The 22,525-nt window shown below is 43.1% G+C and carries 18 protein-coding genes; 9 read left to right on the top strand and 9 right to left on the bottom strand.

All coding sequences use genetic code 11. From position 1 onward, the window contains the following. Positions 1 to 7 precede the first annotated feature (7 nt). From gspG to gspC, 5 genes are read right to left on the bottom strand one after another with little or no spacing between them, the layout of a single operon-like run. Positions 8 to 451, bottom strand: a complete 444-nt coding sequence (gene gspG / locus C9J38_RS14925) for a type II secretion system major pseudopilin GspG (protein WP_005372551.1) — start codon at positions 449 to 451, stop codon at positions 8 to 10. Positions 452 to 470: 19 nt separating this feature from the next. Beyond that, a complete protein-coding gene (gene gspF / locus C9J38_RS14930) occupies positions 471 to 1,697 on the bottom strand; it encodes a type II secretion system inner membrane protein GspF (RefSeq protein WP_107207774.1) in 1,227 nt (408 codons plus the stop codon). Next, complete coding sequence (gspE, locus tag C9J38_RS14935; protein WP_107207775.1) at positions 1,697 to 3,199, bottom strand: type II secretion system ATPase GspE; 1,503 nt, start codon at positions 3,197 to 3,199, stop codon at positions 1,697 to 1,699. The genes gspF and gspE overlap by 1 nt, the downstream gene beginning before the upstream one ends. Further along, a complete protein-coding gene (gene gspD / locus C9J38_RS14940) occupies positions 3,199 to 5,211 on the bottom strand; it encodes a type II secretion system secretin GspD (protein ID WP_199187123.1) in 2,013 nt (670 codons plus the stop codon). The genes gspE and gspD overlap by 1 nt, the downstream gene beginning before the upstream one ends. Positions 5,212 to 5,270: 59 nt before the next feature. Continuing rightward, entirely contained in the window at positions 5,271 to 6,158 is an 888-nt protein-coding gene (gene gspC, locus C9J38_RS14945; RefSeq protein ID WP_107207777.1) for a type II secretion system protein GspC, read from the bottom strand. A gap of 281 nt (positions 6,159 to 6,439) precedes the next feature. Here gspC and hslR point away from each other — a divergent pair, with 281 nt between their 5' ends. From hslR to C9J38_RS14965, 4 genes are all read left to right on the top strand, one after another. Then, positions 6,440 to 6,850, top strand: coding sequence for a ribosome-associated heat shock protein Hsp15 (gene hslR / locus C9J38_RS14950; RefSeq protein WP_107207778.1), 411 nt, complete (start codon positions 6,440 to 6,442; stop codon positions 6,848 to 6,850). 167 nt (positions 6,851 to 7,017) lie between these two features. Then, complete coding sequence (hslO, locus tag C9J38_RS14955; RefSeq protein ID WP_107207779.1) at positions 7,018 to 7,896, top strand: Hsp33 family molecular chaperone HslO; 879 nt, start codon at positions 7,018 to 7,020, stop codon at positions 7,894 to 7,896. Between the two features lie 303 nt (positions 7,897 to 8,199). Continuing rightward, positions 8,200 to 9,831: a phosphoenolpyruvate carboxykinase (ATP) gene (pckA, locus tag C9J38_RS14960; RefSeq protein WP_107207780.1), complete on the top strand. Its 1,632-nt coding sequence runs from the start codon at positions 8,200 to 8,202 to the stop codon at positions 9,829 to 9,831. A gap of 182 nt (positions 9,832 to 10,013) precedes the next feature. Further along, positions 10,014 to 12,011 (top strand): AsmA family protein, encoded by a 1,998-nt coding sequence (locus C9J38_RS14965; RefSeq protein ID WP_107207781.1) that lies wholly within the window; start codon positions 10,014 to 10,016, stop codon positions 12,009 to 12,011. Here the strand turns inward: C9J38_RS14965 and C9J38_RS14970 are convergent. From C9J38_RS14970 to C9J38_RS14980, 3 genes are read right to left on the bottom strand one after another with little or no spacing between them, the layout of a single operon-like run. Beyond that, a complete protein-coding gene (locus C9J38_RS14970) occupies positions 11,963 to 12,886 on the bottom strand; it encodes a bifunctional GNAT family N-acetyltransferase/hotdog fold thioesterase (protein WP_107207782.1) in 924 nt (307 codons plus the stop codon). The two genes, C9J38_RS14965 and C9J38_RS14970, sit on opposite strands and share 49 nt — an antisense overlap. 58 nt (positions 12,887 to 12,944) lie before the next feature. After that, positions 12,945 to 13,382, bottom strand: coding sequence for a D-aminoacyl-tRNA deacylase (dtd, locus tag C9J38_RS14975; RefSeq protein WP_045084559.1), 438 nt, complete (start codon positions 13,380 to 13,382; stop codon positions 12,945 to 12,947). Further along, positions 13,379 to 14,290, bottom strand: a complete 912-nt coding sequence (locus C9J38_RS14980) for a virulence factor BrkB family protein (RefSeq protein ID WP_107207783.1) — start codon at positions 14,288 to 14,290, stop codon at positions 13,379 to 13,381. The genes dtd and C9J38_RS14980 overlap by 4 nt, the downstream gene beginning before the upstream one ends. Positions 14,291 to 14,468: 178 nt before the next feature. Here C9J38_RS14980 and C9J38_RS14985 point away from each other — a divergent pair, with 178 nt between their 5' ends. Further along, entirely contained in the window at positions 14,469 to 15,107 is a 639-nt protein-coding gene (locus tag C9J38_RS14985) for a DUF2959 domain-containing protein (RefSeq protein WP_107207784.1), read from the top strand. A gap of 180 nt (positions 15,108 to 15,287) precedes the next feature. Here the strand turns inward: C9J38_RS14985 and typA are convergent, their stop codons facing one another. Further along, on the bottom strand, positions 15,288 to 17,114 hold the full coding sequence (gene typA / locus C9J38_RS14990) for a translational GTPase TypA (RefSeq protein ID WP_107207785.1): 1,827 nt from the start codon (positions 17,112 to 17,114) through the stop codon (positions 15,288 to 15,290). 576 nt (positions 17,115 to 17,690) lie between these two features. On the opposite strand from typA, the gene glnA reads away from it, so the two are divergent. From glnA to glnG, 4 genes are all read left to right on the top strand, one after another. Next, a complete protein-coding gene (gene glnA, locus C9J38_RS14995) occupies positions 17,691 to 19,100 on the top strand; it encodes a glutamate--ammonia ligase (protein ID WP_005372511.1) in 1,410 nt (469 codons plus the stop codon). Positions 19,101 to 19,246: 146 nt separating this feature from the next. Continuing rightward, entirely contained in the window at positions 19,247 to 19,828 is a 582-nt protein-coding gene (locus tag C9J38_RS15000) for a DUF4124 domain-containing protein (protein ID WP_107207786.1), read from the top strand. Between the two features lie 126 nt (positions 19,829 to 19,954). Next, positions 19,955 to 21,004, top strand: coding sequence for a nitrogen regulation protein NR(II) (gene glnL, locus C9J38_RS15005; protein ID WP_107207787.1), 1,050 nt, complete (start codon positions 19,955 to 19,957; stop codon positions 21,002 to 21,004). A gap of 20 nt (positions 21,005 to 21,024) precedes the next feature. Next, on the top strand, positions 21,025 to 22,440 hold the full coding sequence (glnG, locus tag C9J38_RS15010) for a nitrogen regulation protein NR(I) (RefSeq protein ID WP_107207788.1): 1,416 nt from the start codon (positions 21,025 to 21,027) through the stop codon (positions 22,438 to 22,440). The last annotated feature ends 85 nt before the right edge of the window (positions 22,441 to 22,525 follow it).

Consider the following 22,525-nt stretch of genomic DNA (forward strand, 5'->3'; position numbering starts at 1 on the left):
AGACTTATTACTTCTTGTTGTAATCCAACATATTCCAGTTACCGATGTCGGTATTCACACCATCACCACCTTCTTGACCATCTGCGCCTAAGCTAAAGATATCAATCGCGCCATGTTCACCTGGTGCCACATAATGGTACTCATAACCCCAAGGATCTTTAGGTAGACGCTTAATATAACCACCATCACGGTAATTACGCGGCTCAGGAGAAGAAGACGGCTTTGTCACCAATGCCTCTAAACCTTGATCGGTTGTTGGATATACGCTGTTATCTAACTTGTACATTTCTAAAGACTGTTCAAGCGCACTAATATCTGTCACAACTTTTTGTTGGTCAGCTTTTTCTTTGTTACCTAATAGATTGGGAACGACTAAACTCGCCAATACGCCCAAAATAACAATTACCACCATTACTTCTAATAGGGTAAAACCACGTTGTTTTTGTTGCATTAAAACCTCCGAAGAAAAACTACATCCCAACCATGTTGTTCAGTTCAATAATTGGCATTAAGGTTGCGATAACAATAAACATTACCACCCCAGCCATAGCGACAATTAATAATGGCTCAAAGACCCCTAGTGCCATATTAACAAGTGATTCAAAATCACGATCTTGGTTATCTGCTGCACGAGTTAGCATTTGCTCTAACTCGCCACTTCGTTCACCACTCGCGATCATGTGTAGCATCATCGGTGGGAACAATTTGGTTTGCTCAAGGGATACTCGTAGACTTCCCCCCTCACGTACATTATCTGCGGCAGATAAAATTTTCTTATTCACATACGTATTAGTCATGACATCAGAAGCGACCTTCATCCCATCCAGTAATGGAATCGCACTGGATGTACAAATCGATAATGTTCGCGCAAAACGTGAGGTATTTAACCCTCGTGCGACTTTACCAATCACTGGTACATGTAAGATCCCTCGATCCCACTTCATCCGATACTTAGGCTGCTTGAGGGCTGTCTTGATCAAAGCAATGATTGATACAATCACCACAACGACCACTAATCCCCAATGCTGAACAAAATTACTTGCTGCCAATAACACTTCGGTAATGGTGGGTAATTGTTGCCCCATTTGTACAAATTGATCGACAATTTTAGGCACAACCGTTGCTAGCAAAAATGCCACCACAGACACAGCGACAAGCGTTAACATGATGGGATAGATCATCGCTTGCTGTAATTTACTGCGCATTTGTTGACGGTTTTCGGTGTAGTCTGCCAAACGATTTAAAATCGTATCAAGGTGGCCCGATTTTTCTCCCGCCGCCACCATGGCGCGAAAGAGTTGGTCAAAAATATGAGGATATTCCGCCATACTGTCAGCTAAGGTATATCCTTCTACTACCCGAGAACGCACCGCCAATAAAATGTTTTTTAGGCGTGGCTTTTCGTTTTGCTCAGCAACCGCCTTGATACATTCTTCTAATGGCATTGAGGCTTGTACCAGTGTTGCTAACTGACGGGTGATCAGGGCAAGTTCATTGGTACTGATCCCACGTTTAAAGCTGAACTGTTTACGCGTCGGGGTTTTACTGCGACTTTGACCTGAGGTTTGAGTAACCTCTATCGGCACCATGCCTTTTTCACGTAATTGTTGGCGTACTTGACGGGCAGTATCCCCCTCAATCACCCCTTTTTTCTGTCGGCCTTTGGCATCTAAGGCTTTATATTCAAATGCCGCCATTAGCCCTCCTTCGTCACACGCATCACTTCTTCAAGTGTGGTGATCCCTTGACGTGCTTTCGCTAAACCATCATCGCGAATACTCGGTGTATATTGACGCACGTATTTCTCAATCGCTTGCTCACCCGCCTCGCCATGGATCAACTCTTGTACTTGTTCATCCACCAGCAATAGTTCATGAATACCCGTACGACCACGATAACCTTTTTGGTTACAGTGCTCACAACCAGATGGGCGATATAATGTCAGTGGTTCAGATTCAGCTAAATTAAATAGCTTTTTCTGCTGGCTATCGGCTTCATAAGGCTGACGACAATCTTGACATAGCGTACGCACTAATCGCTGGGCTAACACCCCAAGCAATGACGATGACACTAAGAAAGGTTCAATACCCATATCACGTAAACGGGTGATCGCCCCGACCGCAGTATTAGTGTGGAGGGTAGATAACACCATATGGCCTGTCAGTGATGCTTGAACAGCAATAGCTGCAGTTTCTAAATCACGGATCTCACCGATCATCACCACATCGGGATCTTGACGAAGAATGGCACGCAAACCTCGCGCAAACGTCATATCAACTTTGCTGTTAACTTGAGTTTGTCCAATGCCATCAATATCAAATTCAATCGGATCTTCGACCGTTAAGATATTGCGCTCAGCACTGTTTAGCTCTTGCAAACCCGCATACAACGTCGTGGACTTACCCGAACCTGTCGGACCTGTGACCAAGATAATACCGTGTGGACGCTCGATAATTTTTCTAAACGCTTGATGGTTTTCCGGCGTCATACCTAAGCTATGCAAATCAAGACGTGTCGCGTTTTTATCTAATAAACGCAATACCACTCGCTCACCATGAGAAGAAGGCATGGTTGATACACGTACATCAACCGCACGACCACCAATTCGCAGTGAAATACGACCATCTTGAGGAATACGTTTTTCTGCAATATCAAGCTTTGCCATAACCTTAATACGTGAAACAAGCAGCGGTGCCAATTTACGACTTGGCTGTAAGACTTCACGTAACATGCCATCAATACGAAAACGGATTGACAGTACTTTTTCAAAGGTTTCGATGTGGATATCAGATGCCCCTTCTTTGATCGCTTCGGCCAACATGGCATTGATCAATTTGATAATAGGTGCATCATCTTCCGATTCCAGCAAATCTTCTGTTTCAGGTAAGTCTTCAGCAAGCGCAAAGAAATCATCGCTATCAGAGCCCAAATCTTGCATTAACTGGCGCGCTTCTGATGAATCACGTTGGTATGCTTGTGTTAACTTTTGCTCAAACTCACTGTCATTTAATGCGATGGGCGTAAAACAGCAACCTAGCACTCGACGCACTTCAGCAAGTACTGCAGCAGACAGTTGTCCACTGAAATAGAGTTGCCATCCTTGCTCACCAGCCTCTACCACCACATGATGGCGTTTGGCAAAAGAGAAAGGTAATCGAAACGTTACCATTGATTCTGTTTCTAAAAACCCATCAGCCATTAGTGTTGCTCCAACTGAGAAACAAAGGCACGCACTTCAGCTGGTAAATCCATGTCTTCACCGTATTTTGGTAATACCGGCATATCTGCGTCCATCAAGCGCATACCTTGCTCTGCTTTGTATAACTGCTGCGCACGAATATAGTTGTACTTACGCTGAGTCAAACCGTCAGCACTCATCCCATCACGTAAAATAGTTGGGCGAATGAAAACCATTAGGTTGGTTTTTTCAGTTTGGTTATTGGTAGAGCGGAATAACGCACCAAGCACAGGAATATCACCTAAAATCGGTACTCTTTGCTCAGATTCAAGGGTCTTCTCTTGCATTAAGCCACCTAAAGCGATCATGTTACCGTCTTTAACCAATACCGATGTGGTTAGCTCTCGCTTATCAAAACGAATATCAACGGCACCATTAGCATCAGCCACTTGCGAGACAACCTGTTCAATCTTCATTTGAACCGAGTCCCCTTCGTTGATCTGCGGGGTGACTTTAAGTCGAATACCGACATCCTTACGCTCAACCGTAGTAAACGGATTATCGTTATTAGAGCCGGTTTGTGAACCAGTCGTCACAGGGACTTCCTGACCAACCGATAAATTCGCTTCTTGGTTATCCAATACCGTGATATTCGGTGTCGATAATACATTCACATTTCGGTTTGCTTGAACGGCTGTCACTAACGCAGTCCAATCACCCAATGCAATTGCAGCAGCAGCCCCTTTCACACCACCAAGGAAAGCAGCCATTGGTGCTAAATCACCACTTTCTGTCGTCACGATAGGGGGTAATTCCGCACCGGTATCAGGATCGTAACGTTTTTGTGTTGTCGTTTTGTCTTTCGCTGCTTCTTGCGCAGATAGCAAACCACCAATTGGTGCACCACTGTTACCAAACTGGATAACACCGCCGTCTTGTGAGCCCCACTGCACACCGAAATCGACACCATCACCTTCTTGTACTTCAACAATCATGGCTTCGATATGGACTTGGGCACGACGAATATCTAATTGAGAGATAATCGACTCAAGTTTATTCATCACATCACTTGGCGCAGAGATAATCAGAGAGTTAGTCGCGTCATGCGCAGAAATCATGACTTCATCTTTACTCGATTGACTCACTTGTGGCGTATTACTCTTATTTGCCGCTTGGATATTTTCAGACACGCCTTTTAGCACATCAACCATATCAGCGGCTTTGGCGTATTTTAAGTAAATAACGCGACTGTTGCCGCTTGCTGCCATTTCTTTGTCAAGCTTATGAATCAAGGCTTTTAAACGTTCCCGAACTTTAGGATCGCCTGAAATTAATACTGAGTTGGTACGTTCATCTGCTACCGCTTTCGGGATCAAAAATCCTGGGGTTGATTTCGCATCAGCACTTTTATTTAACGCCTCAACGATACGCACCATCTCAGGTGCCGAAGCATTATTCAGCGACACGACGGTCACGTCTTTATTACCAGCACGATCGACACGCTCAATAATATCCGCTAAACGGTTAACCACCGCAGCACGACCAGTGATCATAATGATATTGGCAGGATCGTAGTGGACAACGTTACCTGCACCCGCATTATCGTTAAGTTGGCGTAATAATGGGGAGAGCTCTCGCACTGACACGTTTTTTACTGCAATCACACGCGTAACCACAGCATCACCAGGCACATTACTGTCATTCGCGCCCACAACTGGGATAGCAGAGGTTTTGGCATCTTTATCACGAATAACTTTTAGTACGCCATCTTCCATTTCCACAACAGCAAAACCATAGACTTCCAATACGTTAAGGAAGAAACGGTAATACTGTTCATCATTAAGAAGATCATAACTGCGCACATTTACCTGACCACGAACCGCAGGATCAATAATGATCGTCTTATGTAATGAGCGTCCAACAATATTGATGAACTCTTGAATATCTGTCCCTTTGAAATTGGCACTTAGCTCATCAGCCATTGCCGAACTACAAAGCAAGCTACTTGCTAACCATAGGGCACTTTTACCCATTAATTTTTTCACAAAAAACTCCTGCGTTTTCGTCTTTTTTGTCACGCAATGCACTGCTATTATTGCAGTTCAATGTGAATATCATGAACTTGACCGCCGCGTTCAACCGTCAAAGTAAAATCAGTCGCTGAAGAAAGCTCAGCCCAGAGCTTTGCCATCACACTTGGATCGGTCAGGCTATTTCCGTTAATCGCCACCGCTAAATCATTCGCTTTCAGGCCAACAGAATCAAATAAAATTCGGTCTTTACCCGGATTCACTCGATATCCCTGTACTTCGCCATCCTTCTTCACTTGAGATAAGCGGATATAACTAAATAGAGATTGAGGTTGAGCTAAAATTTTCTTTTTGATCTCAGCTAATTTCGAGCTGTCGACATTCGGTTTAGTCGCGTTATTCGAGGTTGATTTTTGCGTAGCTGGCTGGGCTGATTTAGAGAATTTTAATCCCTCAAGCATCACGGTTTCATCACGACCACTATTGCTAATAATAACGCGATCGTTATACACCGCTTTTAATGTCACACGGGTACCATCAACAACTTCATTGACACCATAAGTATTCTGCTTACCGTTGTTTGTGATCACGGCAAAGGCGGATTGAGGATCACTGCTCGCGACAACCCCAACTAACTTTAAATTCAATCGCGTTTGTGGCGCGTCTTTTTTAACCGTGGCTTCAACCGGCTTTGGCTGCGCGTTATATTGCCCAAATAGATTCATGGACAATAAGTTACCGACATTAATATCAGATCCTGATGTAGCCACTTTTACTGACTTCGCTTGCCAAGGTGCCACTGTCGCTGGCGGCGCTAATAACATCCACACCATACGACCAGAAATCCACGCTAAAATAACCACTAGTAGCCACGTTAGTAGTCGTGTAAGTGTACGCTGAGATAGCGGGCGCTTTGTGATTATCATGGGCAGCCATGTAGATACTTGCATAGTGGAAATCCATTCAATGAATATCGGGAGGTATATTATCGCTCCCTATATAAACAAGGGGTATTGTAATCAACTTTTATGATCTCTTTTTAACACATTGAATGCTATTCATTATTGTAAAAAAGAAGCAAATTACTCAAAAGACTAACGATAATTTGTAATAAATTCTTGCTTGATGATTGAAAACCCCGATTAACATCACCATTTATTAGAAATAGGTGATAGCTGACGCTATTAAAACAATATGATATTTTATCGCCCCTTTGAATAAAGGAACCGTTATGGGTCAAGCGACATCCGAACTAAAACAGGTTCGTCTTGATAAATGGTTATGGGCTGCACGTTTTTATAAAACACGTTCTGTTGCTCGCACGATGATAGATGGCGGCAAAGTGCAATATAACGGACAACGCTCAAAACCAAGTAAGATGGTTGAAGTTGGCGCAGAAGTAAAATTGCGCCAAGGTAACGATGAAAAAACCGTTACCATCGAAAAAATCTCTGATACCCGCCGTGGTGCACCGGAAGCACAATTGCTATATCAAGAAACAGCACAAAGTATTGAATTACGGGAACGCCATGCACAAATGCGCAAACTCAATGCTTTTGATAGTCCGAGTCCGATCAAACGACCAGATAAAAAACAGCGTCGTGACATCATGAGATTCAAAAACATCAATACATCAGAATAAAAGGTTGCCAGCCTTAATCAATTCATCGTTGGTAATAGCAGAGTACTTTATATCAAGTAAGCCAAATGCTGAGCCACATGAGTTCATTGAAATACTGGGTATAACGCACTTAGATGCACTACCAAATATGATGCAGGGTTGGCACCACAGCTGGAGAGAAAGAGAAAATGACACAAGATTTTTTAAACCGTTACCTATTTGATGGCGTTTCAGTACGTGGTGAGTTAGTACAGTTAGGTGATACTTACCAACAAATTCTTTCAACCACTGAGTACCCAGCACCAATCAAAACACTACTTGGTGAATTGTTAGTCGCAACCAGTCTATTAACAGCAACGCTAAAATTTGAAGGCTCAATCACCGTACAATTACAAGGTGATGGTCCTGTTAGCCTCGCTGTGATTAATGGCGATCAGAACCAAAAGCTACGTGGTGTAGCTCGTTGGGAAGGTGACATTAAAGACGGTAGCACTATCCATGATCTAATGGGCAAAGGCTACATGGTGATCACAATCCTTCCTACCAAAGGTGAGCGTTACCAAGGTGTCGTTGGTCTTGAAGGTGAAACCATGGCGGAATGTTTAGAGACTTACTTTAAAAACTCTGAGCAGCTAAAAACACGTATCTGGCTCCGTACCGGTGAGTTTGAAGGCCAACCTAAAGCTGCGGGTATGCTATTACAAGTAATGCCCGATGGTCAGGGCGGTGAAAGCGATTTTGAGCACTTAGAAACAATTACTGATACGGTAAAAGATGACGAACTATTTAGCTTAGATGCACAAGATCTACTGTACCGTTTATACCACCAAGAAGAAGTAAAAGTATTCGAACCACAAGCCGTCAGCTTTGAATGTAGCTGCTCTCGTGATCGTAGTGGTTCAGCAGTTATTAGCCTTCACCCTGACGAGATTGAAAAAATCTTAGCGGAAGATGGAAAAGTATCACTGCATTGTGATTACTGTGGTACCGACTATGACTTCGATAGCATTGATATTGCAGCACTTCGTGAAAATGCAGGCAATGCTGACGATAGCAAGGTTCATTAATTCTCGCTTCGTATTAAGCCTGAAATATAATTACAAAGCCGGCATATATGCCGGCTTTCTCATATTGCAAAACAACATTCCAGCTAAAACTTGAAAGTGAATCACTAAAAAGCGCTTCTTTTTTCACCAGAAATAATAATTCAACCCCCTAGATTTCTGCTTTAACCGCCCTGTAAACTAAATAAAAACATCTAATTCACACGCCCGTTAGCCTTTGCAAAAGCTAGGGTTATTTATGATGTATATCCCTGATTTAGCCCGTTATGGTTAATAGTTAAACAACATCTTACCCAAGGAGCGCCAATGAGCACAATGTGTGTCGATAATAAGGTTGCAACGAACATGGATTTGTCCCAATACGGAATACTCAATGTTACAGATGTGATTCGTAATCCTTCTTACGAAATACTGTTCGCAGAAGAGACGAAAACAGAGTTAAAAGGGTTTGAAAAAGGCATTGTCACCGAGCTCGGTGCAATTGCTGTTGATACAGGGATATTTACTGGTCGTTCACCACAAGATAAATTTATTGTCAAAGACGACACCACCCAAGATACCTTGTGGTGGTCAGATCAAGGCAAAAACGATAATAAACCACTTAGCCAACAAGCATGGCATGATCTTAAATCTCTCGTAACAGCGCAACTCTCTAACAAACGTCTTTTTGTGGTAGATGGCTATTGTGGCGCTAACCCTGATACACGTATATGTATTCGAGTGATCACTGAAGTCGCTTGGCAAGCACACTTCGTTAAAAACATGTTTATTCGCCCAACAGAAGCAGAGTTAGCAACATTTGAGCCCGATTTTGTGATCATGAATGGCTCGAAGTGTACTAATCCTAAATGGCAAGAGCACGGCATGAACTCAGAGAACTTCACGGTATTTAACCTCTCTGAAAAAATGCAACTTATTGGCGGTACATGGTATGGCGGTGAGATGAAAAAAGGGATGTTCGCGATGATGAACTACTTTTTACCTCTCAAAGGCATTGCCTCTATGCATTGCTCTGCCAATATAGGGGAAAATGGTGATACCGCTATCTTTTTTGGCTTATCTGGCACAGGTAAAACAACCTTATCAACGGATCCTAAGCGAGCATTAATTGGTGATGATGAGCATGGTTGGGATGACAACGGTGTGTTTAACTTTGAAGGTGGATGTTATGCAAAAACCATTAATCTTTCAAAAGAAGCTGAACCTGATATCTACCATGCTATTCGTCGTGATGCGTTACTGGAGAACGTAACCGTACGTAATGATGGTTCTATCGATTTTAATAATAATTCAAAAACAGAAAACACTCGCGTGTCTTACCCGATTTATCATATCAATAATATCGTAAAACCTATCTCAAAAGGTGGCCATGCCAATAAGGTTATTTTCTTATCGGCAGATGCTTTTGGTGTATTACCTCCGGTATCAAAGCTAACCCCCGAGCAAACTAAATATCACTTCTTATCAGGTTTTACTGCAAAACTCGCGGGAACGGAACGTGGTATTACAGAGCCGACACCGACTTTCTCTGCATGTTTTGGTAATGCTTTTTTAACCCTCCACCCAACAAAATATGCTGAAGTGTTAGTGAAACGTATGGAAGCTGCGGGAGCTGAAGCCTACTTAGTCAATACAGGCTGGAATGGCACCGGTAAACGTATTTCGATCCAAGATACTCGTGGCATTATCGATGCGATTTTAGATGGCTCAATTGATAGCGCACCAACCAAACAAATTCCTATTTTCAATTTAACCGTACCAACGGCATTACCCGGTGTCGCCTCTGAAATTCTAGATCCTCGTGATACCTATACCGACCCACTACAATGGGAAAGTAAAGCCAAAGATCTTGCCAGTCGATTTATCGCAAACTTCGATAAATATACTGATACCGCAGAAGGCGAGTCTTTAGTCAAAGCAGGCCCGCAGCTCGATTAAGTGTCAAACAACCCAGCCCCTATCGGTAGGGGCTTTTTTATCTCTCACATCACTGATCTACTATAAATTCAAAACCATAGCGTGCCTCAAATCCGACTCACATATCTTGCCAAGTACTAATATTTGCGCCAATCTCATCATATAGATAATAAAATGTGTTAATGGCTTTCAGGGAATGAATTATGCGTTGGGTTGCCAAACTTATTGCTTCTGTATTACTGCTTGGCGGACTGAGTATTGTGGCACTGCTCGTATTGCTGCAAACCCGCTATGCCACTCCCATACTCAACCATACCCTCGCCTTTTTCTCCCACTATCAGTTAGCTGAAACACAATTACACTATGATATAAAACAACCACTACAAATAACGCTTCAACCACTCACTGTAAAAAAGGCGAATAAAACCTTATTGTCAGTTGACAGTATCACTCTCGAACTTTCATCACGTTCATTACAAACGCAGCGTCTGGTGTTTTCCAATGTCATTATTGATGGGATCGATTTACATCATCAGCAATGGGATAAATTTGAACAACTCTCAGCCTTTTCTATTGATCGTTTAGCAATTAATGATCTCTCAATAGCCACTCCCGCGATAACAATCAACCATGCACAGCTTCAAATCGATAATTGGCAATATATTGATCCTCAGCAACCTTGGTGGCTGCAATTTAGCGGGCAGTTTCAATTAAGCGTTCCTCAAATAACATGGCACAATCAAACGCTAGAAAATCTGTTATTAAACGGGACAAAACAGAAGCAACAGTGGCAACTGACAGGATTTTCAGGGAGATGGCAACAAGCGAACTTTAATGGTACGGCAAACTATAACAGTGACACCCAGTTATTAACGTTAGATCAACTCACGCTAACCAACCTTCGCATCCAACAATCACAACCATTAGCCGCATGGCCGCAATGGTTAGCAGATGCCACACCCGTTCGTCATATCATGATTAAACGCGCTGACGTTTTAGATAGTAGTATTGAACAACCTATTTGGGCTGCTGATAATATTAGTTTGTCATTAGAAAACTGGTCATGGCCTAACAGTTACTGGCAACAAGATAACGCCCATTTATCTGTCAGTGCCAGTAATGCGAAATGGCACGATATCGTATTTGAACAACCGATCGTTGAGCTGAATTTCATGCCGGAAAAGATCAACAGTCAGGGTATTTCGGCTCAGTTACTCAATGGTTATATACGTATGGATGGTGACATTTCACCTGACAAGATCAAACTAAAAAAATTGTTGGCCTCAGGAATAAAAGGCTTTCTTCCTCCACACTGGTTCCATACGACAAAAACATTAACCTCAAGGCTATCAGAGCTAACTATCGACAAGCTTGATATCAATAATATACAGTTAACATCAACAGACACTCAGCTACCGTTTCAACTCGCCGGGATCAATATTGATGGTAATGGTGTAGTAGTAAAGCATCAGCATCAATGGGGCTTATGGCAAGGCAACCTTGATACCAGCCTTGGCTTTGCCAGCATCAACCAAATTGTTTTTATCGATCCGATTGTAGAAATGAGCAGTGCCAATGGCGATTGGGCGATCAATAAATTTGTCTTACCTTTTACTGATGGCATGCTAACAGCTAATGCGGATATTCAATTAGCACAACAAGGTCAGCCTTGGTCTCTTTCTATCTCTAGCGATAGTGTTCCCGCTGCTCTCATTTATCGTTGGTTCAAATTACCACTGCCATTAAACGGTAAAATTGACGGAACATTACACGCACAAGGATTAGCAAGTAATCGCCAAAGCTTCAATTACAGTTTATCTGGACAAACCGCTCTCACCTTTAGAGATATTCATTTAGATAATATTGCACCAACCCAATTACTCACTCATTGGAAAACAAAAGGGAATTTACTCGGTACGGTATTAGGTAGCAGCAATGAAAATAGCGATAGTAATGCTCAAGCATTAATACTATCGCCACTGAATATCACGGCTGAAAGGGGAAGAATTACCATTCCTACTTGGCTCGCAAGCAATGATAATTTTAGCCTATCACTCACCAGTCAATGGGATCTGGCGCTCCCAACACAGCAACAACTGGAGTGGGTATTAAAGGAAAACTGCCAACAAGTCGATCGTCGTTGGCATGCCGATCAAATAGAAGTGAATTCGTTTTCAACGTGTAGCGGCAAGATCAAATAAGTACCGGTAAAACTGGAAGCAACTTTACCACCGCTATACACATTCACATCGACACTGATACGACCTTTACGACCTTTCGCTAAGCGATCAATATCACCACGTAAGTTTTCTATGGTGCTCACCGCTTTAGGTCGTTCAGTCACAGGTGCTGAATAGCGGATATGGCTATCAACCAAAATGATATTGCCCTCTAATCCACGTTCTTTCAGCAATAACCAAATAAAACCCCATCCCGCTAAGGTTGCCATGGTAAAAATGCTCCCCGCAAACATAAACTCATTGGGGTTTAAATTAGCATTAAACAGCGCACTCACCTCAAAGCGATAACCTGTGTATTGGTTGATTTTTATCCCCATTTTATCGCTGATCGGGATCTGTTGTTGCCACAGTGTTTGTAACTCCTGACACCATTCAGGATGACGCACAACTTCATTTAATGGCTCTAGATGTTTCAGCATTTGTTGGTGACGAACAGGACCTCGCTCATCACTCAATTCACCTTCACTGGCAAAACCATTTTTTAAATAAAAAGGAATAGCATCTTCACGGGCATTACACACCATCCGCTTAGCACCGTCTTGCCTTGCGAGTGACTCTAAAGCCATTAAAATTAAGCCACCTAAACCATGGCGGCGAACATTAGGATCAACCGCCATGTAACGTACTTGTCCCTCATTATCAGGCGTTAAATATAAACGCCCAATCGCCACCACCTGATCACGATTATTGATGATCATACGATGTTCACTCAATTCATCATACGCATCACGTTCAGAGCCTTGTGGCATCTGCCAAGGTTCACGCAACATCCGCCAACGAAAATGGTAATAGCTCGCCAACTGCTCATCTGTTTGAGGCGTCACTAATCGAAACATGAATTCCCTCTCTTTCCATTCTCGGTTTATGGTGTATATCTGATACTAATGTGATTTTCTAGACTTGTAGCCAGAACGTCACTGGACCATCGTTATTTAGTGCTACTTGCATATCGGCAGCAAAGATACCCGTTTCAGTTTGAATTTCTTTTACCTTACATTGTTCGACAAAATATTCATAAAGACGTTCAGCATCAACAGGTGCAGCCCCACTCGAAAAACCTGGCCGCATACCCTTTTTAGTATCCGCCGCTAACGTAAATTGTGAAACCACCAACACACTGCCACCCGCCTGCTGCACGTTTAAATTCATTTTGCCATCGTCATCACTAAAGACACGGTAACCGAGCACTTTATCACGCAGCTTTTGTGCTTTTGCTTCGTCATCACCTTTTTCAACGCCTAACAGCACTAACAAGCCTTTGCCAATCGCGCCAGTGATCTGTCCATCCACCGTCACGCTAGCCTCAGTAACTCGTTGGATCAGTGCAATCATTTTTCTTCCTCTTTCATATTCTGCGACGTGTCATCCGATTTTTGCTCTGTCGGTAATGATAACTGATTCGCCTGATCCCAAAAACCACGCTCACCTAAACTAGCGGTGATCTCTGCGCCCAGTAAAACAATGCACCAACATAAATAAATCCAAACAAATAAGATAGGAATTGCAGCTAAGGCGCCGTAAATCATCTGATAAGAATGAAAATGCGCGAGGTAAATCGCAAAACCTTTCTTACTTAGCTCAAATAAAATACTCGCACTTAGACTACCAATCAGTGCATGGCGGAACGTCACTTTACCATTCGGCACTAATAAGTAGAGCAATAAAAATGCCAAGCTAGACATAAGAGAAGGAAACCAGCGTAAGGACTGCTGTAAAAGGCCGTGTAATGCTTGATGTTCAAGCAATGCCAGTGAACCAAGGTAAGAGCTTACCGCAATACTAGAACCCAACAGAATCGGTCCTAACGTTAAAATCATCCAATAGATTGAAAATGAAATAACCCAACGACGTTTCTGTTTAATTCGCCAGATATAATTTAACGAGGTATCTATTGATGAAATCAACATCATGGCAACCACAAACAAAGCCGCAATACCGACAGCCGTCATTTTGCCAGCATTAGAAACGAACTCATTTAAGTAGGTTTTCACGACCGCGCCAGCCGCTGGTACGAAATTCTCGATCACAAAGTTTTGTAATTGCTCACCGAGTCCTGCAAATACTGGCACTGCTGATAACGCCGAAATAACAACAGTAATGAGCGGCACCAGTGATAATAAAGTGACATAAGCCATTGAGCCTGCGGTAACCGTTAAACGATCATGATTCACTCGCTGGATTAAATACGAAAAATAATCCATCATCAGATGGATTTTGGGACCTAATTGCAACTTCGCCATTGGTTTGTTGTCAGCCTTATAACTTTGTTCTATTAATCTTATACACATTGTGAAAAGGCTTTCATTTTTTTGCCTTCTCTCAACTCTTTATTTGCGTCTTATCAATCAATTCTCTCTTGTTAGAACAAACGTTAAGATTGATTTATTTCAGCGCAGCATGCCTTACTAGGAGCATAACATGCCTTATTTTCTTGCTATTTTACTTAGCGTTAGCTTACTTTCAGGCTGTCAATCAGCCTATTACTCAGCGATGGAGCAAGTTGGCGTCCACAAACGTGACATCATGGTTGATCGGGTAGAAGACGCCAACGCAGCACAAAAAGATGCACAACAGCAATTTACCAGTGCGCTTGAAGGGCTTAAAGCATTAAATAATTTCAATGGTGGTGAGTTAGAAGCCGCATACAATGACGTTAATGATCAATACAAAGACAGTGAAGCAGCAGTCAATAAAGTCAAAGATCGTATCGCTGCTATTGAAGATGTGGCTGATGCATTGTTTGAAGAATGGAATGACGAGCTTGCGCTTTATAAGAGTGCAACACTGAAACGTGATAGTGCAAACAAGCTACGCGCTACCAAAGTACAGTATCAAAAAATGCTATCTGCGATGAAACGTGCAGAGCAAAAAATGGAGCCGGTGTTAGATACTTTGCGTGATAACACATTATACCTAAAGCATAACCTAAATGCTGCCGCCATTGGCTCACTACAAGGTGAGTTCAACTCACTGCAACGCGAGATCCAACAAGCAATCCGCGATATGAACAGCGCTATTGCAGAATCTAACCGCTTTATTGGTCATCTAAAGAAATAAGCTATCGACAAGGTGAGTCAGCGCCAGCGGCTCACCTTTTCTTTGCCCTAACTTCCCTGCCCGACACTTATCTTCAACCATTCGCCACAATCCCCCCATATTTCCACCCTTCAGATACAACAATCCCCCGATTGTTACCAACCGAGGGATTGCTTAATAACTAATGAAATTAATCAGTAATTACTTTGTACGACCAGCACGCTTACGATCGTTTTCAGTAAGAAGTTTCTTACGAATACGGATGCTTAAAGGTGTCACTTCTACTAGTTCATCGTTATCGATGAATTCTAGTGCTTGCTCAAGTGTGTACTTGATAGCTGGAGAAAGAGTTTGCGCTTCGTCAGTACCAGAAGCACGAACGTTTGTAAGCTGCTTACCTTTCAGGCAGTTAACTGTAAGGTCGTTAGAACGGTTATGAATACCGATGATCTGACCTTCGTAAACTTCGTCTGCGTGCTCAGCAAATAGACGGCCACGCTCTTGTAGGTTAAACAATGCATAAGTCAGTGCTTTACCTGTTGCGTTAGAAATCAATACACCGTTGTTACGCTGACCGATAGTACCGCCCTTGTGAGGACCGTAGTGATCAAACGTATGGTAAAGAAGACCTGAACCTGAAGTCAGTGTCATGAACTCAGTTTGGAAACCGATAAGACCACGAGAAGGCATCATGAAGTCCATGCGAACACGGCCTTTACCATCTGGTGCCATATCAGTTAGCTCACCTTTACGAAGACCGATATTTTCCATGATACCGCCTTGGTGCTCTTCCACCACGTCGATTGTCACAGTTTCAAACGGTTCCATTAGCTGGCCGTCTTCTTCTTTGATGATAACTTCTGGACGTGATACTGCTAGCTCGTAGCCTTCACGACGCATATTTTCGATCAGGATAGATAGGTGAAGTTCACCACGGCCTGATACGCGGAATTTATCTGGGTCAGCTGTTTCTTCAACACGTAGTGCAACGTTGTGTACTAGTTCTTTTTGAAGACGCTCTAGGATGTTACGTGAAGTAACGAACTTACCTTCTTTACCAGCAAACGGAGAGTTGTTTACTTGGAAAGTCATAGTAACTGTTGGCTCATCAACAGAAAGAGGCGTTAGCGCTTCAACACAGTTCTGATCACAAATAGTGTCAGAAATCTTAAGCTCGCCAAGACCTGTGATTGCAATGATGTCGCCCGCTTTCGCTTCTTCAACTTCATGACGCTCAAGACCTAGGTAACCTAGAACTGTACCTACTTTACCGTTACGCTTAGAACCGTCAGCACTTACGATAGTGACTTGTTGGTTAGCTTTCACTGTACCACGAGTAATACGCGCAACACCGATAACACCAACGTAAGAGCTGTAATCTAGCTGAGAGATTTGCATCTGTAGTGGGCCATCAACATCTACTGAAGGCGCTGCAACGTTATCAACGATAGATTGGAACAATGGTTCCATGTTCTCGCCAGTTTCGCCTTCTTCTAGTGTTGCCCAACCGTTTAGTGCTGATGCGTAAACCACTTGGAAGTCTAGTTGTTCGTCAGTTGCACCAAGGTTATCGAATAGGTCAAATACTTGATCCATAACCCACTCAGGACGTGCACCTGGACGGTCAATCTTGTTGATAACAACGATTGGCTTAAGACCGTATGCAAACGCTTTTTGCGTTACGAAACGAGTTTGAGGCATCGGGCCGTCAACTGCATCAACGATAAGCAATACAGAGTCAACCATAGACATGATACGCTCTACTTCACCACCGAAATCGGCGTGTCCAGGGGTATCTACGATGTTGATGCGGTAGTCATTCCAGTTGATTGCTGTGTTCTTAGCAAGAATGGTAATGCCACGCTCTTTCTCGATATCGTTAGAATCCATCACACGTTCTTCGGCTTCGCCGCGACCCTCTAACGTGCCAGACTGCTGTAGAAGTTTATCAACCAAGGTAGTTTTACCGTGGTCAACGTGAGCAATAATTGCGATATTTCTTAATTTATCGATCGATTGATTAGACATTAGTTTCACATTCACTCAGAACATGCAGCATCTTCACTAGAGGCTACTTGATTAAAAAAACGGCTCATAATTTAACAGATTTTACGCCAAAACCCACGAAATATGTGATTTATATCACCAGCTTTTTTATGACCATGCTCTAGAGCCGCATTTTTACTCGCTTTTTGGCCTGATTTTATTTTTTTGAACCCTTCTATTCAGACCATAAATCCCCACTTAACCCTGTTTTCTCACTCCCTACGGATAAAAACATCATTAGAGGCACACAGTTCTCCTTTAATAATAAAAACTCTTTTTTAAGGAGATTATGAATTGACAATAATTTTTAACATCGCGATAGTAAGCATGTTCTATTATTGTTAATGACACATCGTCGCACCAAAACAGTGCACCGATGCATCAAGATAGTGCAAAAATGGATTAATTAAGCTTTAGCAATGCGTAAAAACCGCATTCTTAAAGCTTTTAAAAATTGGCATGGTTTTCGCTTAAGAACATTCAGAACTGCTCATTCTCAGAAATGAGCAACACTAGATTTGCGGCCATGCCCTTATATAACACCGGAGGTTACTCAAGATGTCAGTAGAAAACGTACTAGCGCTGATCCAGGAAAATGAAGTTAAGTTTATTGACCTACGTTTTACCGATACAAAAGGTAAAGAACAGCATATCTCGATCCCATCTCATCAAATTGATGCTGATTTCTTCGAAGAAGGTAAAATGTTTGATGGCTCTTCAGTTGCAGGTTGGAAGGGTATCAACGAATCAGACATGGTAATGATGCCTGACGCATCAAGCGCGGTACTAGACCCATTCACTGAAGACGCTACGCTAAATATCCGTTGTGATATTTTAGAGCCAGCAACAATGCAAGGTTACGACCGTGATCCTCGCTCTATCGCGAAGCGTGCAGAAGAGTTCATGCGTTCAACAGGTATCGCAGACACGGTTCTTATCGGCCCTGAGCCAGAATTCTTCCTATTTGACGATGTTAAGTTTAACACTGACATGTCTGGCTCTTTCTTCAAAATTGATGACGTAGAAGCTGCATGGAATACCGGTTCTGATTTCGAAGGCGGTAACAAAGGTCACCGTCCAGGTGTTAAAGGCGGTTACTTCCCAGTAGCACCTGTTGATTCATCACAAGACATCCGTTCTGCTATGTGTTTAATCATGGAAGAAATGGGTCTAGTTGTTGAAGCTCACCACCACGAAGTAGCAACAGCAGGTCAAAACGAAATCGCAACACGTTTCAACACGCTAACAACAAAAGCGGATGAAATTCAGATCTACAAGTATGTTGTTCATAACGTTGCACACGCATTCGGTAAAACAGCAACCTTTATGCCTAAGCCACTAGTAGGTGATAACGGTTCTGGTATGCACGTTCACCAATCACTAGCAAAAGATGGTGTAAACCTATTCTCTGGTGATAAGTACGGCGGCCTTTCTGAAATGGCACTTTACTACATCGGTGGTATCATCAAGCATGCGCGTGCAATCAACGCATTTGCTAACCCTGCTACGAACTCATACAAGCGTCTAGTTCCAGGCTTTGAAGCTCCAGTAATGCTAGCTTACTCTGCGCGTAACCGTTCAGCGTCTATCCGTATTCCTGTAGTACCAAGCCCTAAAGCACGTCGTATCGAAGTACGTTTCGGTGATCCAGCGGCTAACCCATACCTAGCATTTGCTGCAATGCTAATGGCTGGCCTTGACGGTATCCAGAACAAGATCCACCCAGGCGAAGCGATGGATAAAGACTTGTACGACCTACCAGCAGAAGAAGCAGCTGAAATCCCAACAGTTGCAGAATCGCTACAAGGCGCATTACAAGCACTAAGCGACGACCGTGAGTTCCTAACGTCTGGCGGCGTATTCTCTGATGACTTCATCGATTCTTACATCGCACTGAAATCTCAAGACGTTGAGAAAGTAAACATGACAACTCACCCACTAGAGTTTGAACTTTACTACTCTGTTTAAGTAATCACTTAATTACTAAACATTAAATACTTAGGCCTGCTTCACAAGCAGGCCTTTTTGATCTTGTTGTCACCCGCAAACCAACGACAATGATGAATCTTATTCACGACCACTCTTGTTCGTGCAAACAAACTTGGAGTTAACGGATGAAACTCTCTCGTTTTTTTAATCTACTCAGCCCAATTTTTATTACCCTAATATGGACCGCTGCGAGTTCAGCCCAAGCCTCTACCATCTACTCATGGACAGATGAAAATGGCGTGGTGCACTTTACCGATCAACCTCAAACCCCCGATGCCACTGCTTACCCTTTAAGCGTGACAGAAGTCAGTGGCAATATTGAACAAACCGCAGATACTATTGACACTCAAACCACTGATATTACCGTGGTAGAAGAGCCAGCAAAAACCATTACAACCGTCAGTTTAGTTTCGCCTATGCATGAGCAAACCATCCGCAATAACGAAGGTATCATCAATATTCATGCGGTCACCAACAGCAAACTTAACAATCAAACCCAAGCGCAATTAGTATTAGATGGCGTGCTGAAAGGCGAGCCTCAAACGGAACTCACTTGGACATTAGATAACATTGATCGTGGCAGCCACCAATTACAAATTCAACTAGTTAAAGGCGGCAAGGTTATTGCATCGTCAGACAGTATTACCGTTTATCTGCATCGAGCCACAGTGAAGGCGAACAAGCCAATGCCAGTACAGCCTCGCTAATCCACAGTTTCACCAATTAACAGTGCCCGATCAGCAATAAACAGGTTATACTCAGATGCACCAATTTGGTGCATTTGACCTAAATAAGCCTATTGATGGTTTAGGTAATCAACAAGGATGCTGATTGTGACTACCGCTTTTACCCCTATAATTATTGATAACCTTGTTACTGCAATCATTTTACTGGATGAGCACTTAACGATTCGTTATGTCAATCCTGCCGCAGAACAACTGTTATCGTCGAGTAAGCGCCGTTTGCTGGGCATTACGTTACCAGAGTTATTACAGTATTCATCTCTTGATCTCGATTTAATCGCAGCCACACTACAAAGTGGTCAAGGCCTAGCTGATAGCGATGTCGCTTTTGTGATTGATGAACAGCGTCAACTTCTCAGCTTGAATGCCAGCCCTATTTCGTGGCAAAAAAATCTTTTCGTGATGCTGGAGCTTAAACCTATCGATCAACAACGTCGTATTAGCCAAGAGCTCTCTCAATTAGCTCAGCAGCAAGCAGCGAAAGAATTAGTGCGAGGGTTAGCTCATGAGATAAAAAACCCACTAGGTGGCTTAAGAGGCGCTGCACAGCTACTTGAAAAAGCACTACCCGACCCTAGTTATGTCGAATATACCCAAATGATTATTGAGCAAGCCGACCGATTACGTAATTTGGTCGATAGGTTATTAGGCCCGCAACGGCCAGGCATCAGAAAGACCGATAATATTCATCTCGTATTAGAAAAAGTACGTCAGCTGGTCATACTGGAAAACGACAATAACCTTGTGATTGAGCGCGACTACGATCCAAGTCTGCCCGAGATAGAAATGGATACCGAACAACTCGAGCAAGCCTTACTCAACATTGTCAGTAACGCCGCTCATGTTCTAAAAAAACAAAATGGCGGGATCATTAAACTCAAAACTCGCACAGCCCATCAAGCCTTGATCCAAGGCAAATATGCCCGTATCGCCGCGAAAATTGAAATTATCGATAATGGTCCGGGGATCCCAGCAGAAATCCAAGACACCTTATTCTATCCAATGGTAACCGGTAATGCTGATGGCACAGGGTTAGGGCTATCGATCTCGCAAAACTTAATAGACCAACATAACGGCAAAATTGAAGTGATTAGCTGGCCAGGACACACCAACTTTACGATCTATTTACCAATACAATAATAACGATAGGAGAGTAACGTATGAGCAAAGGATTAATTTGGGTTGTCGATGACGACAGCTCTATTCGCTGGGTAATGGAAAAGACACTTATAACAGCAGGCATGAAGTGTGAAACCTTTGCCAATGCCGATAGTGTACTTGAAGCGCTAGAGCGCAATGTCCCAGATGTATTGGTCTCTGATATTAAAATGCCGGGAACAGATGGCTTAACGTTACTAAAACTCTTACAACAAGATTACCCACTCTTACCGGTGATAATCATGACGGCACATTCAGACTTAGATGCCGCTGTGAACGCCTATCAACGTGGGGCATTTGAATATCTCCCTAAGCCATTTGATATTGATGAAGCCGTAAGTTTGGTTGAGCGCGCGGTTAGTCATAGCCAAGAGCAGAAACGTCAACAGCAACCAGAAACAGAAATAAAAGCAGTACCTGAAATTATCGGTGAAGCCCCTGCTATGCAGGAAGTTTTCCGTGCTATTGGTCGCCTTTCTCGCTCATCCATCTCGGTGTTAATTAACGGCGAATCTGGCACAGGTAAAGAGCTTGTCGCTCACGCTTTACATCGCCATAGTCCACGCAGTAAAAATGCTTTTATTGCCCTGAATATGGCTGCTATTCCCAAAGACTTGATTGAATCAGAACTGTTTGGGCATGAGAAAGGCGCATTTACTGGCGCCAACAGTGTTCGTCAGGGGCGATTTGAGCAAGCCAATGGTGGAACACTGTTTCTCGATGAAATCGGTGATATGCCATTAGATATTCAAACCCGTTTACTGCGTGTCTTAGCGGATGGGCAATTCTATCGTGTCGGTGGGCATTCTCCTGTTAACGTCGATGTCCGTATTATTGCAGCAACGCACCAAAACCTAGAGCGTCTTGTCGCAAGTGGTGATTTTCGTGAGGATTTGTTTCACCGCTTAAACGTTATTCGGGTGCATTTACCGTCTCTAAAAGATCGTCGCCAAGATATCCCTCAACTGGCGCGCCACTTCCTACAACGCGCGTCGAACGAGTTAGGAGTAGAAGTCAAAACCCTGCACCCTGACACGACCGAACAGCTAGCAGCACTAGATTGGCCGGGTAATGTTCGCCAATTAGAAAATATTTGTCGCTGGCTTACTGTCATGGCAAGCAGCAGCGAGGTCTTACCTAGCGATCTCCCCCCTGAGTTACTTGAAAATACTCAAAACACTTTATCAACTCAGCAAGATAATCGACATTGGCAACAAGGCTTACAGCAATGGGCCAAGCAAGAATTACAGCAAGGTAATGAAAACTTATTGGCAGAAGCCCTACCTGAGTTTGAAAAAATCTTGCTAGAGACTGCGCTACAACATAGCCACGGTCATAAGCAAGAAGCGGCTCGATTATTAGGCTGGGGAAGAAATACCCTTACCAGAAAGCTCAAAGAGCTGGGTATTAACGACTAACTATCACAACATAAATCGGGTTGCAGGTGAAGACGATCACATTTAGCTGCAACGATTATGTTCACGTTATACACTTTGCTTATAC

The organism is Photobacterium sp. GB-210, assembly GCF_003026075.1.
In the GTDB taxonomy this organism is placed as follows: domain Bacteria; phylum Pseudomonadota; class Gammaproteobacteria; order Enterobacterales; family Vibrionaceae; genus Photobacterium.

Excerpts from the sequence above, each read along its gene's own strand:
- gspG (WP_005372551.1), bottom strand. The coding sequence starts at position 451 with ATGCAACAAAAACAACGTGGTTTTACCCTATTAGAAGTAATGGTGGTA.
- gspF (WP_107207774.1), bottom strand. The coding sequence starts at position 1,697 with ATGGCGGCATTTGAATATAAAGCCTTAGATGCCAAAGGCCGACAGAAA.
- gspE (WP_107207775.1), bottom strand. The coding sequence starts at position 3,199 with ATGGCTGATGGGTTTTTAGAAACAGAATCAATGGTAACGTTTCGATTA.
- gspD (WP_199187123.1), bottom strand. The coding sequence starts at position 5,211 with ATGGGTAAAAGTGCCCTATGGTTAGCAAGTAGCTTGCTTTGTAGTTCG.
- gspC (WP_107207777.1), bottom strand. The coding sequence starts at position 6,158 with ATGCAAGTATCTACATGGCTGCCCATGATAATCACAAAGCGCCCGCTA.
- hslR (WP_107207778.1), top strand. The coding sequence starts at position 6,440 with ATGGGTCAAGCGACATCCGAACTAAAACAGGTTCGTCTTGATAAATGG.
- hslO (WP_107207779.1), top strand. The coding sequence starts at position 7,018 with ATGACACAAGATTTTTTAAACCGTTACCTATTTGATGGCGTTTCAGTA.
- pckA (WP_107207780.1), top strand. The coding sequence starts at position 8,200 with ATGAGCACAATGTGTGTCGATAATAAGGTTGCAACGAACATGGATTTG.
- C9J38_RS14965 (WP_107207781.1), top strand. The coding sequence starts at position 10,014 with ATGCGTTGGGTTGCCAAACTTATTGCTTCTGTATTACTGCTTGGCGGA.
- C9J38_RS14970 (WP_107207782.1), bottom strand. The coding sequence starts at position 12,886 with ATGTTTCGATTAGTGACGCCTCAAACAGATGAGCAGTTGGCGAGCTAT.
- dtd (WP_045084559.1), bottom strand. The coding sequence starts at position 13,382 with ATGATTGCACTGATCCAACGAGTTACTGAGGCTAGCGTGACGGTGGAT.
- C9J38_RS14980 (WP_107207783.1), bottom strand. The coding sequence starts at position 14,290 with ATGGCGAAGTTGCAATTAGGTCCCAAAATCCATCTGATGATGGATTAT.
- C9J38_RS14985 (WP_107207784.1), top strand. The coding sequence starts at position 14,469 with ATGCCTTATTTTCTTGCTATTTTACTTAGCGTTAGCTTACTTTCAGGC.
- typA (WP_107207785.1), bottom strand. The coding sequence starts at position 17,114 with ATGTCTAATCAATCGATCGATAAATTAAGAAATATCGCAATTATTGCT.
- glnA (WP_005372511.1), top strand. The coding sequence starts at position 17,691 with ATGTCAGTAGAAAACGTACTAGCGCTGATCCAGGAAAATGAAGTTAAG.
- C9J38_RS15000 (WP_107207786.1), top strand. The coding sequence starts at position 19,247 with ATGAAACTCTCTCGTTTTTTTAATCTACTCAGCCCAATTTTTATTACC.
- glnG (WP_107207788.1), top strand. The coding sequence starts at position 21,025 with ATGAGCAAAGGATTAATTTGGGTTGTCGATGACGACAGCTCTATTCGC.